The organism is Parasphingomonas zepuensis (genome assembly GCF_036663735.1).
In the GTDB taxonomy this organism is placed as follows: Bacteria; Pseudomonadota; Alphaproteobacteria; order Sphingomonadales; family Sphingomonadaceae; genus Sphingomonas.
In genome coordinates this window covers 1-1,005 of the sequence record NZ_JAXOJO010000102.1, presented here as the reverse complement: position 1 = coordinate 1,005, position 1,005 = coordinate 1, and the positions used below count along the sequence as shown (strand labels likewise).

The 1,005-nt window shown below is 60.9% G+C and carries 2 protein-coding genes; both read right to left on the bottom strand.

Annotated features, from left to right (window positions below; translation table 11 throughout):
• Window positions 1-591 (bottom strand): thiolase family protein (locus U1769_RS25595; protein WP_503644673.1); only part of this gene is annotated, 591 nt, incomplete at its 3' end.
• Between the two features lie 12 nt (window positions 592-603).
• Window positions 604-1,005 (bottom strand): Zn-ribbon domain-containing OB-fold protein (locus U1769_RS25590; RefSeq protein WP_443030461.1); only part of this gene is annotated, 402 nt, incomplete at its 5' end.

The following is a 1,005-nucleotide window of genomic DNA, read 5'->3' as shown; positions in this document are numbered from 1 at the left end:
CGTCTCTAGGGGGACGGCCTTTTGGAAATGCGCCTTGGGGCTGTGCACCCCGTTCTGGTGGCTTTTCCAAGAGATATGGCTGATCGCCTTCTTGAGGTCTTCTTTCGATGTGCCATATTTGGCGCGGTAATAGGGCGCCAGCTGTGCAAAGCCTGCGGGGGCAGAGCCCAGCGGCATCCACATGTCGTTGAAGGTGCCCTTGAAACCGGGAGGCAATCCGCCAAAGCCGGTGTCCTTGAGCTTTTCGGAACCGATCGCCAGCGCGATGTCGACGGCGCCGGATGCGACGGCGTAGACTGCGCCGCGCAAAGCCTCGGTCCCGGTCGCGCACATATTTTCAACCCGGCTGACCGGAATGCCTTCGAGCCGCAGCGCCATCGCCGCCGGGATCGAGGAATTGCCGACATTGATCCCATCGCCCCAGCAACCGAACCAGGCGGCCTCGATCTGCTTGCGCTCGATACCTGCATCGGCAAGCGCTTCCTCGAATGCTTCCTTCATTAGTTCGGGCGAGCCGGCATCCCAGCGCTCGCCGAACTTGGAACATCCCATCCCCAGAATAGCGACCTTGTCCTTGATCCCCGTTGCCATCACCAAATCTCCTCAAGCCGCGCTGAGCGGCGTCGCTTTCCAGAAATACCGGCTATACCCGCGCTGACGGTCGCGATCCTTTATCCGGTAAACCATGCGCAGCTGCGCATCGGTGTCGATCCCGGCAGGACCGATATCCACCATCTCCATCAGCACGCGCGCGCCGTTTTCGAAGCGAACGAAGCCGACCCACAGTGGCGGCGCGGCATAATAGGACAGCCAGTCGGCCGTGGACGTCAGCACCCGGGCCGTTTCGTCGCGGAGCGATACATTCTGGAATTGCTCGCTGGGCGCATGGCACTGCACGCAATATTGAAGCTGCGGGAACTGTATCGTCCCGCACGATTCGCACTTGCCCGCGTTGAAGGCCTCCAACTGATCGGCAGAACGATATTGTTCGGTCAGCGGCGTCTT